Annotated in this window: 9 protein-coding genes; 2 read left to right on the top strand and 7 right to left on the bottom strand. The window is 69.0% G+C overall.

Annotated features, from left to right (window positions below; all coding sequences use genetic code 11):
- Window positions 1-135 precede the first annotated feature (135 nt).
- Window positions 136-4,464 (bottom strand): AAA family ATPase, encoded by a 4,329-nt coding sequence (locus tag GXP74_RS20725; protein ID WP_182452896.1) that lies wholly within the window; start codon window positions 4,462-4,464, stop codon window positions 136-138.
- Between the two features lie 156 nt (window positions 4,465-4,620).
- Between GXP74_RS20725 and GXP74_RS20720 the strand changes: the two genes are divergently transcribed.
- Together GXP74_RS20720 and GXP74_RS20715 are read left to right on the top strand one after the other, a co-directional pair.
- Entirely contained in the window at window positions 4,621-5,493 is an 873-nt protein-coding gene (locus tag GXP74_RS20720) for a hypothetical protein (protein WP_182452897.1), read from the top strand.
- A gap of 738 nt (window positions 5,494-6,231) precedes the next feature.
- A complete protein-coding gene (locus tag GXP74_RS20715; RefSeq protein ID WP_182452898.1) occupies window positions 6,232-7,422 on the top strand; it encodes an ISAs1 family transposase in 1,191 nt (396 codons plus the stop codon).
- 48 nt (window positions 7,423-7,470) lie between these two features.
- On the opposite strand, the gene GXP74_RS20710 is transcribed toward GXP74_RS20715, so the two are convergent.
- From GXP74_RS20710 to GXP74_RS20685, 6 genes are all read right to left on the bottom strand, one after another.
- On the bottom strand, window positions 7,471-8,097 hold the full coding sequence (locus tag GXP74_RS20710) for a hypothetical protein (RefSeq protein ID WP_182452899.1): 627 nt from the start codon (window positions 8,095-8,097) through the stop codon (window positions 7,471-7,473).
- Window positions 8,098-8,105: 8 nt separating this feature from the next.
- The gene (locus GXP74_RS20705; protein WP_182452900.1) at window positions 8,106-8,555 is read right to left on the bottom strand and encodes a hypothetical protein; all 450 of its coding nucleotides are present in this window, start codon (window positions 8,553-8,555) and stop codon (window positions 8,106-8,108) included.
- A gap of 338 nt (window positions 8,556-8,893) precedes the next feature.
- Complete coding sequence (locus GXP74_RS20700) at window positions 8,894-12,232, bottom strand: hypothetical protein (protein WP_182452901.1); 3,339 nt, start codon at window positions 12,230-12,232, stop codon at window positions 8,894-8,896.
- A gap of 175 nt (window positions 12,233-12,407) precedes the next feature.
- Complete coding sequence (locus GXP74_RS20695) at window positions 12,408-13,514, bottom strand: ATP-binding protein (protein WP_182452902.1); 1,107 nt, start codon at window positions 13,512-13,514, stop codon at window positions 12,408-12,410.
- Window positions 13,515-13,557: 43 nt separating this feature from the next.
- Entirely contained in the window at window positions 13,558-15,891 is a 2,334-nt protein-coding gene (locus GXP74_RS20690; protein WP_182452903.1) for a DDE-type integrase/transposase/recombinase, read from the bottom strand.
- Window positions 15,876-16,601 (bottom strand): TnsA-like heteromeric transposase endonuclease subunit, encoded by a 726-nt coding sequence (locus GXP74_RS20685; protein ID WP_182452904.1) that lies wholly within the window; start codon window positions 16,599-16,601, stop codon window positions 15,876-15,878. Before GXP74_RS20685 ends, GXP74_RS20690 begins: the two co-directional genes overlap by 16 nt.
- Between the last annotated feature and the right edge of the window lie 36 nt (window positions 16,602-16,637).

Raw genomic sequence — 16,637 nt, 5'->3', positions numbered from 1 at the left:
GCTCTCCCGGAACGTGCCAGAGGGTGCAGATCGTGGACGTATCGCGGGAAGCCCTGCGGTTTCTTGATTGCTTCGGCAGGTTGGGGCTGTGTTGCTGCGGATGGGGGCGCGGTCTGTGCGGTGGGTTGGTGCTGGTCACAGGTCGAGTGCGAGCATGGCCAGGCCGCGTTGTCCTGATGCGGCGAGATAGGTGGTCTGCCGGTCTGGGTCCTGGATTGTGGCGAGTTGGTTGACGGGGGCGGCGGTGACCAGGGTGCTGCGCAATGTCCCGGTATTCGGATCCCAGAAGGTGATGGAGTGTCCGTTGCCGCACACGAGCAGGTGCGCGCCGGATCTTGTCGGTGCGACCGCCATGGCCTTCACGTTCGGGACCGGCAACTCCTGGCGCAGTTCCCAGGTTTCACAGTCCCACAGGTGAACGCTGTCGTGGGTTACGCCGGCGAGGAGTTCGCTGTCTGCTGAAGGGATCGTCTGCAAGGCGGTGAAGGCCACAGCGTGGTCGGCGGTGATCGTTGTGATCAGTGTCTGGTCGTTGAGGTTCGAGACTTCGAGTCGGCCCCGCGTGCAGGTGATCAGTTGCGGGGTGCCGTCGGGTGTCTGGCGGACCAGGATCGAGGTATAGGGGGCGGACGCTTTGGCGCGTCCGGTCAGGCGCAGGGGAGCGGTCTGGCGGGTGTGGAGGTCGTAGAAGGCCAGTTGCCCAGAGGTGGCGATGATGAGCCCGGGCCGGTCCTCTCGGGTGGTGACCAGGGCCTGGGGGTTGGCGCGGACAGGGATCCAGTCCAGATCATCATCATCGCCGGGACTGTACAAGACGATCTCTTCTTCGCCTTGGATGACGAGGATCGGGTTGCTGGTGTGCCCTTGGAGCACCTGGAGGGAGAGGGCGAAGTTGGAGCTGAGGGAGTGCGCGACCCGCCCGTTCTCGGGTGTGTGGAAGGCGATTCCGGTGGAGCTGGCCACGGCCAGGGTCGGCCCGCGGTGGCCGGGGAGGCTGATGGGGAAGCCGCACAGGGCGCGGGGCAGGGTGTGGACGGGCGGCGGGGTCCAGGCATCGCCGTCGGTGCTGCTCCACAGCTGGACCCCGGAGTCGCTCGCGGTCACCAGTTCGCTGGTGCCGATCATGGTGCCGAAGGCGGTCAGGGCGCGGACCGGGCTGGCGTAGTTGTCGTGGGCGGTCGAGTGCCAGCGTCCGTCGTCGTCCAGGGCCCATACCTCGATGCTCGAATCGCCGGTGCTGATGGCGATTTGGGCCGGGCCGTCGCCGGGAAGCTGCAACAGGAGGTGGCTCGGTCCGAAGTCGCAGAGCTGGGTACGCAGCTCGCCGGTGAACGGATCCCAGGTCGTCATGTGATCTGTGGAGATTGCGACGAGGAGGGTGGAGTCGAGTCCGCGGCGGACACCGAGGATTGCTCGGACCCGGTGGGGGAGGAGCGTCTCGGCCATGACCGCGCCGTCGGCGTCTTGCAGGTAGAGCCGTTGGTGGTCGGGGCTGGTGACGACGAGGGTGTTGCCGTCGGCGCCGTCCAGCGTGACCACGAGCTGGGGGGCTTGGTCGAAGGGCAACGGTAGAGGACGGACACGGCGTGCGTCCGGACTCCAGACCTTGGCCTCGGCGGTGGCCCCCGGGCGGCCAGAGTTGATGAGGAACTTCCACCGCCGGTGGCCGTCCGCCAGTACCCGGACGCTGCGGGCGCGCTGCTGCGCGGTCCAGGCCAGCCGCAGGCCGGACAGCGGATCCCACACTCCGACGCCGCGCGGGCTGGCGGTGGCCAGCAGCTCACGGCCGCCGTTGGCCCGCACGACGGTGATGCTGCTGACGCGTCCGGTGTTGATGGTGGCCAGGTGCTGCCCGCTGAAGGTGTCCCAGACCTGCACTCCGTCCCATTTCGTGCCGACGGCCACGAGCGGCCGGCCGTCGGGGGCAGCCAGCGCGGCCAGGGCATGGACGTGGCCGGCGGGGGAGGCAATGACATTCGTGGCGGCTGACCAGTCACCCCACCGCCACCGCACCAGGGGCGGGTGGGGCAGCGGGTCCGCGCCCAGGCTGCGGGTGTGGAAGGCGATGCTGGCCAGCCGGGAGTCCCGGGCGGTGTCCTTGGCAAGGAAGGGCTCGATCACAGCAGCGGCCGTGACCAGCCGGCGCTGTGGATCGTCGGCGGGCAGTGGGAGGCCGAGCCTGGCCCGCAGGCCGCCTGAGGTGTCCTGCGCCAGCAGGACCGCCGGGATGTGGAGGTCGTTCAGGACCTCGCCGACAGCGGCGTGGTCCACGTAGTGCCTGCGCACGTACGGGTGGGCGGCGAGCGGATCGGCGTCTTGCGCGAGAACGGCAAGCGCATCGGTGATCCGTGCATGGGCGGCCTTCGAGGACAGGTCGTCAAGGCCGGTCTCGTCCTCGGTGAGGAGCTCGTGCGGGGTCAGGGCGAGGGTCTCGGTCACCCGTTGGTGCACCGGCCGGTAGGTGATCCGGGAGTCTTCCTCGTCGGTGGCCAGGTAGCCGATCAACCGGCTGGCGTGAACGGCCCGGATCGCCGCCGGGAAGTCGACCTCGGTGTTGTCGCGAGCGCCGTCAGATGCGGTGAATTCGAGCGCACCGGCCACCGCGGGCCACACCTCCGCCCATGGAAGCCCGGTCCCGAACGCCAGCGCGGTCGCGCGCAGCACCGCCACCAGAACCGGCACCGGGATACGGCTGTGCGCCGCCACCTCCCGCAGATCCTGACGCAGCAATGCGGTCGTCCCCGACACCAGCCGGGTCAACCACGCACCGTCGGCCAGGTCCTGTCGTCCGTCAGCCCGGCGCAGCTGGTCTGCGGCCAGGCGGGCGTCCAGGAACGACGGCGCGACCGCGGCCGCGATCGCGCGCGCGGCCTCACCGGCGGCGCGCTCGTCACCCGCGTACGGGCTGTCGCCGGGACCCGTCAGCAGCGCGCCGGCGTAGGAGGCGATGTCCTGCCCGCACTCGGGGCCGTCTGTGCGCAGCTGCTGGGTCGGCACGGACGCGCGGTCCTCGCACAATGCCCGCATCAAAGCCCCAAGGACCTGGTCGGCAAGGGTGTCCTCGCCCCGGACTCCTGCCTGCGCGCCGACGGGGGAGCTGCGCACCCCCAGGAGCAGCCGCAGCAGCGGCCCGCGCCCGCGCTTCCACTGGCGCGCCAGCGGCAGGACCACGTCGTTCAGGCACGCCAGCGGCTGCTGGGCCTCGTCCAGGCCGTCGATGACGATCGTTACCGGCCGACCGGTGGAAGAGAGGTGTGCCAGGCGGTTGACGAGGACTTGAAGCGGCGCTCCCTCCGGCGGGACCGGTGGCGCCTCGCACGCGGCAAGCAGGTCGTCCAGCAGGTCGGCGGAGGTCTTGTTGCGGCCCAGCACTGCGGCGGTCACCGACCCAGGGGCGGGCCGCTCGGCGTCGGGGAGCGAGGTGGTGATCTCCTCGAACCGCGGGTCGGTCAAGAAGCCCGAGTCGGACAACGTCACCAGGCGGGCCAGCAGCGCGGACTTGCCCGATCCCGCTGACCCGGTCACGACCATGACGCCGCTGCCCTCTTCGACGAACTCCACAAGCCGGCGCATCGAGGCGCCGCGCCCGCGGAAGTACCAGCCCGCGTCCTCACCCCCCACCCGCCCGGACGCCCGCTCCAGCCAGTGCTCCGCGGCCGCGAACGCCGGCACCGTCAAGCCCCGCACCGCGGGAGCCGGAAGATACAACGGCTCCAGGTAGCGGGGGTTGGGCAGGCAGGCACTGGGCTCATCCGTGCGCGCGCCCGGCCAGATCCACTGCGGGCACATCAACTTCCGGGCCTTCGCCGTGGCGTGGAGCAGCCTCTCCCACTGCGCGAACGACAGATGCGGTCCGGCGAACCCCTGCTCCTGCGACTGCAGCTCGTCCAACGCATGCTGGATCAGCGAGGTGAACTCACCCACACGCGGCTGCTCGCCGAAGTCCCCGGCCGTCACCACCCCCAGCCCCTCCAGCTCGCGCCGCTCCGAACCCAGATCCATCGCGACACCGCGCTCCAGGTCCAGGGAACCCGCGAAGCAGGAGTCGACCATCACCAGCACATGCTCCGAGGCACTGCCCAGCGCCGCGCCGATGATCTCCATCGTCTGCAACGCGGTCCCCGGCAGCCGCTCCGCCTTGGTGCCCGGCAGCGTCAGGTAGTGGCGCCCGGACGCCTGCCCGCGCAGGCCGTGCCCGGTCACGTAGACCACCACGGCCTCATGGTGTGGCGTGGAGGCGAGGTCGACCTCGTGCAGGAATGCCCGCAGCTCCTGCACGGTCTCCAACATCTCGGTGCGGACGCAGGTGTACTGGCGGTCCGGCCCCAGGCCCGGGTCGGTCAGCCAGCCCTCGACGACCTTGACCTGGTCGGCGATGCCCTGTGTGAAGCCGTCCACGCCGTCCGCGTAGTCGTCCACGGCGATCACGATCAGCCGCCGGGACAAGGACAACGGTTCGACCATGGTGTTCCGCCTCCGCCAGGACTGATCAATCCCCGTACCCTAACCGGCGGCACGGGCACTCATGGACCGGTACGGCCCTGCGGCCGCGGGCGGATACCATCGAGTGCCGCCCGAGGGGCAGACGGGGCGGCGGCCAGGGCGCGGTAGGGGGACCAAGTGCACATCGTCGGCGTACACGGCATCTTCCAAGCGGACACCAATGCCATCCAGCTCAGCGCCGACTGGCGGGGAGCGCTCGCAGCCAGTTTCACCCGCCACGCTGGCCCGGCCGCACCGGTCCCCGCCCTGACCATGCCCTACTACGGCAACCTCTTCCGCAAGACCAAGCGGTGGCAGCTCAGCGGCCCCGACACCGGCCCAGGCCTCGCCGGCATCGACGACGAGGAAGAAGAGTTCCTTGTGGAGGCCCTGCAGGCATACGCCCCGGATGCCGTTGTGCCCGACGCCGCCCCGGCTACCCTGGGAGACCTGCCCAAGATCAGCCCCCGCTTGTCGAAATGGATGGCCGGCCTCGACGGTGCCGCGGGCCGACATGTCGGCGAGGCCGTCATCGGCCGACTGCGTGAGGTCTACGGCTACCTGAACGATGCGACCGCCGCTGAGCAGGTCCGCAAGATGATCTTCGATGCACTGGCCGCGTCCGGCGCCACGCTGCTGATCGCGCACTCCCTGGGCAGCGTCATCGCCTACGACATGTTCCAGCGCGGACAGGTCCCCGCTGCCGGACAGAACGGGGGCGTCCGGCAACTCATGACGCTCGGAAGTCCCTTGAGCTGGCTTCCGATCCAACGCCACCTGGGCGTCGCCGCAGAGCTGGCCCTGCCAGCCGCAGTGGCCTGGGTGAACGTCTTCGACCCCAACGACTTCGTCACCGGCGGCCAGGGCCTGTCCGACAAGGCCGCCGGCGTGCGAGACATCAGCGTCGACAACGGCAAGACCCCGCACGCCGCGGTCAACTACCTGAGCCAGGAAGCTGTCGCGCAAACCGTCCACGCCGGCACTCTCGCGAACTGGCTCGCACCCCACTGAACCGGCGGCGCAGTGGGAGAACGTGCGCTACCACGGGACAGTTCTTGAGATGACCTTCCTGGAGAACGCCGTGCGCGCGCCCGGGTTTCACGGCCGGATCCGGTCCTCGGCAGCGACTGCCCCTCCGGAGCCGATCTGGACGGCGCACATGATTGAGGACGGCTGAGCCGCCTCATGCTGTCGGGGCGAGTGGGCGTGCCACCGGTACCGGTGCACCCGCGTCCTTCAGAGACCCTTCTTGCGTCCGATCCGAACGAGTCCTTCATGCGCCAGGACCACCTCGCGTGCGGCATTGATCAACGCTTGGCGCACCGACTCCCACTCCTGACGACCCCCAGAACGGTCGCGCTCTGCAATCAGTCTGGCAACCGGCATCAGGCCCGTGGGCTTCAGTGATGTTCCGCGCTTGGCGGTGTCACGGCTCGCCGCCCAGCAGCAGGAGATCGAGCGGCTGCGGGCCCAGAACGCCGGTGGCAACGTCGTCGCGATCACCGCCGCCCCTGGGCGACGGTGATCTGGGGGTCGGCGGGTGCATCGGGTCGGTTCTCGGTGCTGGTCGGCCAGCCGCCGACCAGGGCACAGACCGGGAGCTGCACCGGCCTCGGCCAAGGCCTCGGCAAAGTGAGGCTTCGTCCGATTCGTAGTGATCTACGCCGGATGTGCCGGTCCGCGATGCAGAACAGGCACGGCTTCCAAGATCATGGAGGTCTCTACGCCCCGTGACCTTGCTGGAAGACCGTGCCTGCACCTGCATCCTCCCTGATTCCTACTGTTCTTGACCAGCTCCGCGATCAGCTGCCCGTGGAGCCGGACGAGTATCCTGGCCTGCTGGAACGTCTGGGCGAGGTCCCCGATCCGCGAGCTGCGCGCGGGATACGACACGCTCTTGTCTTCGTCCTCGCGCTCGCCGCGTCGGCCGTGCTGACCGGCGCGACCTCGCTCCTGGCGATCAGCGAGTGGGCCAACGACGCCCCGCAGGCCGTCCTGGCCGCCCTCGGCGGAAACTTCGACGTACTGACCGCACGTCACCCGGTACCGGACGAGGCAACCCTGCGACGGGTCCTGGCCCGTGTCGACGGCGACGCCCTCGACCAGGCCGTCTGCCGCTGGCTCGCCGACCGCCACCCCACAACGCCGCAGACCAGCGGCCTGCGCGGGATCGCGGTCGACGGCAAGAGCCTGCGCGGAGCCGCCCGCGCCGCAGGCCGCAGGATCCACCTCCTCGCCGCCCTCGACCACACCAGCGGCCTGGTCCTGGCCCAGCTCGACGTCGGCGAGAAGACCAATGAAATCACCTGCTTCAAACCGCTCCTGGAGACCGTCGCCGACCTCGCCGACGCGGTGGTCACCAGCGACGCACTCCACACCCAGCGCGAGCACGCCACCTACCTGACCGCACGCGGGGCGCACTACATCGTGATCGCGAAAGGGAACCAGAAGAAGCTCCGCAAGCAGCTCAAAGCCCTTCCCTGGAAGGAGATCCCGCTGCAGGACCGCACTCGCGCAACCGGCCACGGCCGCAGCGAGATCCGCCGCATCAAGGTCTGCACCGTGAACAACCTGCTCTTCCCCGGCGCCCGCCAGGCCATCCAGCTCAAGCGCCGCCGCGTGCACCGCAAATCCGGGAAAGTCACCCTCCACACCGTCTACGCGGTCACCGACCTGACCGCGGAACAGGCAAACCCCGCCCAACTGGCGGCCCTGATCCGCGGCCACTGGTCAGTCGAATCCCTGCACCACGTGAGGGACACCACCTTCGCCGAGGACGCCTCGCAACTCCGGACCCGCAACGCACCCCGCGCCATGGCCACCTGGCGCAACCTCGCCATCGGCGCCCTCCGACTCGCCGGCACCACCAACATCGCCGCCGGCCTACGACACAACGCCCGCAACGCCCACCGACCCCTCACCATCCTCGGGATCACATGATCACGAAGCGGACGCCCCAAGACTTTGCCGAGGCCCTGGCCTCGGCCGTCATGCAAGGAGAGAAAGAACCATCTGCTCCAGAGCCTCATTGTCGCGCTCGCCTCGCCAAAGAATCCAATGGAACATTCGATTTGTATCGACTTGCTGAAGCACTTCGGCCGCCCTCGCGCTAAGTCGTACGTTGGTGATCAGAACGATCGGAACAATCCGTCGATCAGCTTGTTCGATGAGTTTATTAATCACCTCAAGTGAGATCTGCCGACGGCCGGATTCATACTTGGCCTCGCATCCAATCATTCGATCTTGGCCTGATCGAATGACGAGGTCCAGCCCACCATAACCCGCCGCCTCATGAACGGAGACCGGGGTTCCAAGGCCGCGCTCAAGCCTGTCCGCCATCCGAAGGAGCTGAGCCATCAATTCCCGTTCATATGATCGAGCGTGGACCCACTCTCCGGGGGCAGCGTGAGCCGCTTCCTGGTCCTTGCTCTGCACAGCGTCTGCCGGCAGGGTGACAGTGACGTCTTCTACTTCATCCCCGCTCACTCCAGGAACATCGACTTGCACGACGACCTTGGGGCCGCGGCCAGTGCTATACACACGCAAGACAGTTCCCAGAAGGTAGTCGAGCCCCCAGGGGACCAAGACCTCCTGCCCAACCTCTGGTGTCTTCATCGTTTCCCTCACCACGGCTGCTGACCGCCGCTGATCGCCGTTAGATAGTCACCAACAATAGTGTCCATTGATCGCGCCAAGCCATCAAGGGAGCTCCGCCAGCTCTTCACTACAGCCAAGGTGATTGGATATCTTGATGGCGGAAGCTTTAGAAAACCAGCCTGATCGTCATGCGCTATAGCATTGCGTGCTATATTCAGCTCGTCGAGTGCGGCGTTCCACTGGGCTCCCTTCTTGCTTGCCAATTTGAGGGTAGGCCAGATCTGGAGCCCGAGCCTGGCGAAGTCTCCGCCTATGCCGCCGGGGTTGGCATTTCCGCGATCCAACTGTCTACTGTGGGCCAGATTCGAGCGAAAGATGTTTTTTAGCGCAGGGTTATTGACAATTGCATGATCAGAGAGAAAGTCGCAGCTCTCGTCATGGAGCGCTCGGGCGAATCCTTGGAACTCTGCTGCCATGCGCATCGTGATCGCCAAGTTCAACTGTTGAGTCCGCCAGCGCCGTCCCCTTCCGCCACCACCAACCATGGAATGTGCAACCAACAGTTCGTCGATGTGCTGCGTCCTGGACGTTGTCCACTCTGCGTATGCCGCTGACGGCACTGGGCCAGCCTCCTCCGGGCGATTCACCGGGCCAGGCCAGCCTACAAGGGACACTCGCGTATACCTGACGGCCAGCCAGCCATCCGCGACCCTATCCGAGTCGCGGCCGCGGTCACGTCCTGGCCGCCACTCGGGGAGCGCTGATCCCCGCAGCGCTTGCGACACTGCGCTGATGCCGGGCAACCGCCGGCTGATCAATTGCCTGTGGTTGGCGATTGTGTGGCGAGCCGGTCGGACAGGGCCTGGCGTACTTCCGGCGCTGGATCGCTTGCGAGAAGCGCCTTCAGCCCCGGTGTCAGAGGGACGACGTCGGCGCCCAGGACGCGGACCTGCGGGTCGGTGTGGAAGAGCATTCCGGTGACGTGGACAGCGGCGTCGGGTGCGCCGTAGGCGAGATCGTGCAGGGCGACCGCGCCCAACTTCCGCAGTTCCGCGTCCGGATGGCGCATGAGCGCCGCACTCGAGGCGACCACTTCGTCGGCGAACGCGGTCTCCTGCGCGGCCAGAGGAGACTTCTGATCGCGCTGGTGGATAAACGCGTCCGTCGCAAGTACCAGGGCCATCCCCGGCAGGTGGGTGATGCCCAGATTCATGGTGGCGCGGCTGAACGCGCCGGTGGCCTCCATCATCAACTGGTCGATCTCTGCGCGCCCCGGGTCGCGGCTGACGATCAGCATTCGGTCGGTGATGGCGCGCAGGACCGGCTCGGGCAGGCGGAAGAGCAGAGCGCGCAGTGCGTCGATGGCCTGGATGCGGGACGGCGCCGTGTCGTGAGTGTCCTCAGCCATGGCCAGCAGGTGCCGTGCGACGGCCTCGGTGAGGCCGACCAGTGGCCCCGCTGCGAGCAGTGCCGCACGGTCGGGCCCGGATGCCTGGTCGGGGTTGTCATGAGGGGCTGACTGTTCGGTGTCCTGAATGCCGGTGGAACCGGGCGCGGGATTCAGCTGCATCTGCAGCACCACACCGCCGGCGGGCTGAGTCCGGTCCGCGCTCAGGTCGTCGGGGCAGACGTCGACGAGGACGGTGGCCTCGAGCAGCGCGTTCAAGTGGTCGACGGTGTCGGTGGCCTGGGTGTCCACGGTCATCACGTGGCGCGGGACGTCCACCGGGCGGCGCAGCAGTGCGGCGCATGCCTGTCGGGCGGCTGTCTGGACGGCGGGCGTCGCCTCGCGCCAGCGCGCGAGGACCTGCAGGGCATTTCGGTCGCCGGCCTCGGCGCGGGAGCACACCATGGCCAGCAGGGGCTCACGTGCCTGCCCAGGCATCGCGAGGATCAGGGGCCACAGGCCGTGGGGCGGCTGGGGCAGGCCCAACAGGGTGCCCAGGACCTCGGCGATTTCGTGGCGTCGAGGTTCCACCGCCCAATAGGTCTGGACGAGCAGCTTCGCGATGACGGAGGTGACCACTGGCCAGGGGGCGTGCGGGGCGGTTACGGTGGCCGGCTGAGCCAGATCGAGGATGGTGTCCACGGCACTGTCGGGGATGCGTCGCCCGAACGCAGCTACCGCGTTGAGGGCCTGGCGCTCGGGGGCGGGATCTGCACGGGGCGCCGCCCACACAGTGGTTGCAAGCGCTAGGAGCCGCTGTACCGCCTCGGGGACCATGGTGTCGGGCAGGGAGGCTGCCTGCGCCTTCAAGACCTCGATGGCTGCGGCCTGGCGGTACCGGACGGGGGAGTTGAGCCAGTCGGTGACATCGAGCGGAAGCGTCATCGCGCGTGCCGCCGCGGCGGCACGCTCCGCGACTCCTGCCTCCAGGTAGTAGTGCGCGGCCGCGAAGTGGTGCCCTCCGGCGCTGAGCACATCGCCGAGCAGGGCTTGCACACCGGCTTCTTCGCATCGGTCGCCGGACAGTCGTGCCTCCCACAGGTACCGGCGGACATCCCCGAGCGCGTCGGGCAGGCGACCGTGGTGGGCGGCCTCCAGCGCGGACAGGGCCGGGTCAACAGCCGACGCCAGCAGCCGCTTGCGATCGGGCAGCCCGCCGGTGGCGCCGTTCGGCCCGCCGGGCAGCCGGCCCTGGTCGAGGGCCAGGTGCTGCAGCGACCGCAGCGCTCCCCGGGCGTCCCCGTACAGCTGCTCCTCGCTGCTGGCCAGCACAGCCTGACGCCACAGGTTCTCTGCCTGCTCGCCGTCACCGCGCACAGCGAAGGCGTACGCGGCCCGGGACGCCACCAGCGCGCGGGCTCCATGAAAGCGCCCGGCCGCCGCATCACGGACCAACTGCTGCCAGGCCCGGTCGAGCTCATCGCGCGTGCCCTCAACAGACACCGCGGCGTCGGCGGCGGCGCAGCGCAGCCGGGCCCGGATCACCGGATCGCGGAGGTCGGCGACAGCGGCGAGCGATCGAAGCCGCGCCAGCAGCCCGTCGGTGTCCGCGTCTGGCGACGACAGGACGGACCGCGCGGGAACCCGGTCGTACAGGCCGTCGACGATGGCCTGCTCGATCACCAGACAGCACAGCAACGCGGCATGCTCGTCGTCAGCGGCAGCCAGGGTCTCGAGAGCTGGAACCGTCACGGCCAGTTGGCTTCCGTGCCCGGACCAGCCGTCGACTGCGGACAGGACCGTCGCCGTGGCCTGTGCCGAACCCCCGAGTCGGCCCGCAGTCTCCTCCAGGTCCTTGCGGGCGAAGACGGCCGCCGTGTGGTCGGCGCTGGAGATGGCCGCAAGCGTCAACGCGACCAGGCGCGAGAACGCACCCGGCAGGTCACCGCCGGCCACAAGCACCCGTGCCTGGCGGCGGTACATCGTGGCCGAGTGCACGGGGAACCCGCCGGCCCGCAGCCCCTCGGCGACAAGCCCGAGCAGGTGTGCCGCCTCCAGCGGGTCCCGCTCCTCGTTTGCGGCAGCGTCGGCCTGGAGCGCGTCCAAGCCGAGCACCTCGGCCGGATCATCGACCAGGCCCAAGGCGGTCGGCGCGCTCTGGGCTGCCGGAGAGGGCGTGAACCCGCAAAACGCCGAAGCCCAGTGCGGGCCGAAGACCGCGAACACCAGATGGGGGGCATCGCGCAGGGCACGGCTGAGCGCTTCGGCGCCCCATGCCTCGATCACGAGGTCGCCTGCGTACTCGTTCTGCAACGTGGCCAGCGCATCCACGATGGCCGTGTCGCTGTCGGTCTGCGCCGACGTCGCCACCACCAGCCTGTACGGGTCGAACCGTCGAGGGTCTCCCTGAAAGTCCGGGCTCCTGACCGGGCCTGCGTAGGTCTCGACGGCATCCCGCAGCTGCTTGTCCGTGATCTGCTGGTAGCGCTTGACCTGGTAGAGCGAGCGCTGCTGTGATGGCTCCCGCTCGACGATGTCCAGGCCGTACTGCTTCTGCCCGCGCCGTCCGTAGAACTGCACACCCAGGTTGTGCCGCCGACTGACCACCTCGGCGACAACCCGCTCGAACACCTCGGGATCCAGGTCGTTGAACGGCAGCAGGCCAGGGTTCTGGATCGGCAGCGGCAGGGGGCCGGACTGCTTGTGGCGGGTCAACTGCGCCAGTGTCAGTTCCTGTGGCGGGTCGTCGCTGGTGTTCACGGACATCCGCCCAGTATGGCGGCGTCCGGCGGCGACGCGCGCTGCGGGAGGACGGTCTAATTCCCCGGCCGGGGCCGGGCCTGCAGGCGGCGTCCACCGGCCGGACCAGATCGCCCCGCACGTCGAAGGTCCGCCGAGAATTCTCCCGTTGCGGCGGAGCCCGACGTTCCTGTTGCGCGGGTCAGACGTCGTCTCGCCCCACCCTGATGCACTTGAGGCGTTCGAGGGTGATGTCCTCCTCGCCGCCGTCCTTGCGCATCGCATCGACGGCGGCCTGGCAGACGAGCTGAGACAGTTGCTTGAAGTAGCCGCCGGTCTGCCGGTGCAGGTCGGTCGCGTGGTTGGTCAGGCAATGCGCGCTGAGGTTGCGCAGGCACAGGTTGTCCTCGAAGCCTTTGAGGACGCTCAGCCAGGTGTTCTGGTCGGCTCCGTGATAGTGGATCGGATCGAGCCAGGTCACGGGCAGCAGGCTCGGCACGGGCTCCCTCGACGGCGGGAGCTTGGGCAGGCCGGCCTTGGCGCGCTGCTTCGCGACGCGTTCTCGGAGCCCGGCCTCAGCGCTCGTGAGATGGTCTGCCCTGACCCGGGCGGCCTGGACGATGCCCGCTGCTCCTGTGCCGCAGAAGATGACCGCGATTCCGTAGCGGCTGCGCAGGAAGTCGAAGTAGTGCAGCACCGGAGCGAGTTGGTCCGGGGTGGTGCGCTGGATGTCGTCGATCAGGATCATGCGGGTCTGGGAGCGGGCCAGGACGTGGGTGACGGGGTAGGTCAGGTCCGGCAGGCGTCTTTGGTCGAGCAGCGCCTGCTCGTCCTTGGGCGGAGGGTTGAGGCCCAGGAAGCAGGCGATCTCCCAGACCCAGGTGATTTTGCCGTCGGCATCGATCGGCGCGGTGATGTGGACCACTGGGATCCGGCCCCCCTCCTTCCCCGACACTCGGGCCTGGTATTCGCGTCCGATCGCCCGCAGGGTGAAGGACTTGCCGGTCCCGGGAGGGCCGTCGATCACCATGTCGAGGAAGCCCTCCGCTCGGAACTCGTTCGCGCGGAAGGCCAGTGACGCCTTCAGCAGGGCCTTGTCGAACTCGGGGTGGGAGACGAGCCGCAGGTGGCTGTTGTAGATCAGGCGGGCCTCGTAGGTGGTGAACGTGGCGAGCTCCGGCTTCGGAACCTTTTCGTATACGTACCGGTTCCAATCGTCGCGGGTGAACAGATTCCGCATCCGCAGCGGGGCACTCTGCGCGTGGGCCAGGACCTGTTCCTGGTCTGGGGTGAGGGTGGCTGCTTTCACGTGTATTCCTCGGGGGTGGGAGCGCGGCAGGGACGGGAGTTGCTCAATGAGGTGGCGCACTGGCCCCGCCGTCGGCCTCCGGGGGATCCTGCGGGTGCGGCGCCATCGGTGCCAGCCCGGCGGAGGGTTCCGGGAACGCGGTGATCGTGTCCAGGTCGATGTCGGCCAGGCCCGCGTACGGGTCGGGTTCCGTCGCCGGGGCCGGGGCGTGGACCGGGCGGTCGGGAGCGGCAGGCGCGGAGGGCACCTCGCGCCCGCGGACGGGCAGGGACGGGAAAGCGGTGATCGTGTCCAGGTCGACCTGGGGCAGGTCCGCGTAGGGGTCGTCGGGGGTGGTGTCCTCGACGTTCAAGGGCCAGCCCTGGAACGGGATGATCGGGCCACTGCGCCGCCGGGGGCCCTTGCGGCTGCGGGCGCGGCGTTCGCGCATCGCCACCGCCAGCGAGGCCTCGTCGACGGGCCGGCCCGCCTCCTGCTCCCGCAGTTGGCACTCCTGCCACATGTACTGTGTCCAGGGGTTGGTGAGCAGATACGCGTGGACGAACTGGCAGCGGATCCAGTGCCCGTCGCCGCGGTGGTCGTACAGCCAGGCCACCTCCGGCCGGTACGGGTTGTAGGTGGCCCGCCACTTGTCGCCGTGCTCGGCGAACCCGGACGGCAGCCCGGCCAGCGCCCGCAGCCGGCCCTTGGGGTCCTGGTAGGTGCGGTTCTCGATCTGGATGCCCTTGTCGGTGACCTTCACCCAGGCCGGGATGAGCAGATGCCGGCAGTCCTGGGGCGACAGCGGCCGCGGCCGGTAACCTGTCATCGCCGCCAGGTGCCCGTACATCTCGTTGGGGGACAGCTCCCGTCCTGGTAGGACGGGGCTGCGTAGCCCGTCGTGGGGAGTCTGCTGGTACTCCAGCGCGATCCACTCCTCGGCGCACTCCTGCAACTCGTTGATGGTGCGCAGCGGCTGCCGCTCTACACCGCGGCCGCGCACCTGGTGGCTGCGCCCGGTCCAGCCGGGGACGTACTGGCTGAAGCGGTCGGCCAGGGTGGGGAAGAAGCGTTCGCCGAGCGGCTTGTCGGTCGGTGTGTCCTTGCGGGCGTAGCGCAGGGTGATGCCCAGGAAGTCGCAGACGTCCTCGAAGTACCCGCTCACATACGGACTGCCCTGGTCCACGATGATGGTGCGCGGGTGGATGACCGGCCTGGCCGCGGTGGCCTCGGTGAACCGCGGATCGGCCGCCTGCAGTTGGGCGAACGGCAGGGCGGACATGGCGGCCGCCGTCAGCGGCGACCAGCCAGGCCGTGTCGGCATGGGGGAGAAGCACTGTGCCAGAGTCATGACCAGGTCGATGGACTTCGTCGACCGGCCCCCGACCCTGGGGCCGCCTGGGCCGGCCTCGCCCAGAATCGCGGGCACGATCATAAAACCCGCCATGGATCGGGTGGCGACGTCGATCAGCCCGGTCGCCTCCGCGGAGATCACCTCGCCGTTGTCCCCGAGAGCCTTGATGTGCAGGGGAGTGGTGTCCATCTGCATCACCTCGCCCGGCTGCAGGGCGACGGACGGCGTGTACGGGGGCGCAGGCTTGCTCGCGTGGCTGGCGCGCTGCCGGGTGGTGCCGCGCACCCGGTCGGACAGCCCCAGCTCATGCATGCGCTTGTAGAAGATCGACTCCGGCAGTGCGAGGCGCTTGCGTTCCTCCGGGTCCTTCAGCTCCTCCTTGAAGCGCAAGGTGATCAGGTCCTGCACGGTCTCGTAGTAGCTGCCGATCGTGCCGCCGGACTGCCGTGACCGGATCGCCACGGCCTCGTGCATGAGCGAGATCACCCGTGGATCGGTGCGCCCCCCGGGCCTGGGGGCCTTGCCTTTGCGGCCGTCCAGCAGCAGCACCAGCGGGTTCTCGTTCGCCCGCTTCCAGGCCAGCCGCTTGCTTTCCAGTGCCCGGGGCTTGATGTGGATGTCAGCCGCCGCGAGTTCCTCGGACTTCGCCTGGTAGCGCTGGGCCAGGGTGGTCGTGGCCGGGTCGTAGCCGTGTCGTGGGATCAGGCGGCCGGGGCGAATCCCGGTCTCGATCTCCTTCATGTGCCCGTGCCACCACAGGGCCTGGTCGCGGTCCACCTTCGACGCCGCCTCCAGCACGATGTGCAGCGGCGGCAAACCGGAGGCCTGCTGCGGCTTACCTTCGCCGTCCAGGACGCAGAAGTCCTCGGACGCGACCAGGTCCCGGTACAAGCACGACACCGGCACACCTGCATCGCCTGCGGGCATCAAGCCGACCTCGGGGCCGGCGTACCGGATGACCTCGTAGCGGGTGCCCTGCCAGCGGATCTGGTCACCGAGCCGGACACGGTCGGACTCGAACCAGCCGGTCAGCTCCCGGGGCATCGCTTCGCCCCTGCCGTCCACGCCAGTGCGGTCGGCAGCAGCGGCGCATCCCAGTCCATGAACAGACGCCGCTGCCACACCAGCCGCCACGCCAGGTCCAGCCCGGACAGCTCAGGCAACCCGCTGGCCGCGACACGGTCCAGCACCCGGCTCGGCTGGGCGAACGCCGCCAGCAGGGCGCGCTCCTCCTGCCGGGTCACCGGGAACGGCTGACGGAAACCGGCCGCCCACTCCAGGTTGGCGAGCCGAATCCCGCGCGGCACGGACCGTTCCTGCACCCTCCAGCCCGCCTGCTGCGCCACCTCGCCCACTACTGCCAGCCGCTCGCGCCACTGCGGGCCCGGTTTGTCCGGGCGCACCACCACGACCGTACGGCACCCGTCGGCGGTCCGTGCCACGAAGTCGGGACGCCACCGCCGCCTGGCCTTTCCGACCTGCCAGTGCAGTTCGAGCGGCTCCCCGCTGAACCGCACCACGTCCGGGTCGAAATCCATCTCCAGGGCGACCCGGGTGCGCCGCAACGACCCGCAGACCACCGATGAACGGTTGGTCGAGGACCACCAGCGCGTGATGACGCCCTGCCGACCGTGGTAGGCCACCGGATCGGTGGGCGGACGCCGCTCCTCCAGCGGCACCATCGCCAGGTCGACGGGTGCCGAGCACGTCAGTTCGCCGGCCTGATCCAGGTGCCAGCCCATCGCGTCCGTCATGAGCCTCCTCTCTCTCGATGGTCACCACAGTGGAGA

It is taken from the genome of Streptacidiphilus sp. P02-A3a (assembly GCF_014084105.1).
Lineage (GTDB): Bacteria > Actinomycetota > Actinomycetes > Streptomycetales > Streptomycetaceae > Streptacidiphilus.
Note: the sequence above shows the minus strand (reverse complement) of the source record. Positions and strands in the feature narration are given on the sequence as shown.